This window comes from Billgrantia kenyensis (assembly GCF_013697085.1).
Taxonomy (GTDB): domain Bacteria; phylum Pseudomonadota; class Gammaproteobacteria; order Pseudomonadales; family Halomonadaceae; genus Halomonas; species Halomonas kenyensis.
Genome location: NZ_JACEFT010000096.1, coordinates 1 through 506, shown reverse-complemented (window position 1 = coordinate 506; position 506 = coordinate 1). Strand labels below are relative to the sequence as shown.

General features: G+C 71.3%; 1 protein-coding gene. It reads left to right on the top strand.

What is annotated here, in order from left to right:
* Positions 1 to 506: pyruvate kinase (locus tag H1D44_RS20765; RefSeq protein ID WP_244964861.1), on the top strand; the 506-nt coding region annotated here is incomplete at both ends.

Genomic DNA, 506 nt, shown 5'->3' with positions numbered 1-506 from the left:
GGCGACCTGCAGGGGCCCAAGATCCGCATCGCCCGCTTTCGCGACGGCGCCGTGACCCTCGAGGCGGGCCAGCCCTTCGTCCTCGACATGGCACTGGACGGCGAGGCCGGCGACGCCAGCCGCGTCGGCTGCGACTACAAGCAGCTGATCGACGACGTCGCCCCCGGCGATCGCCTGCTGCTCGACGACGGCCGCCTGGTGCTCGACGTCGAGCGCATCGAGGGCGCCGAGGTTCACACCACCGTGGTCAACGGCGGCCGGCTTTCCAACAACAAGGGCATCAACAAGCAGGGCGGCGGGCTCTCGGCCCCGGCGCTGACCGACAAGGACAAGGCCGACCTCGAGACCGCCATCGAGATCGGCGTCGACTATCTGGCCGTCTCCTTCCCGCGCCATGCCGAGGACATGCGCGAGGCGCGCCGCCTGCTGGGCGAGGCGGGCAAGGAGATCGGCCTGGTGGCCAAGCTCGAGCGCGCCGAGGCGGTGGCCGACGACGCGACCCTGAA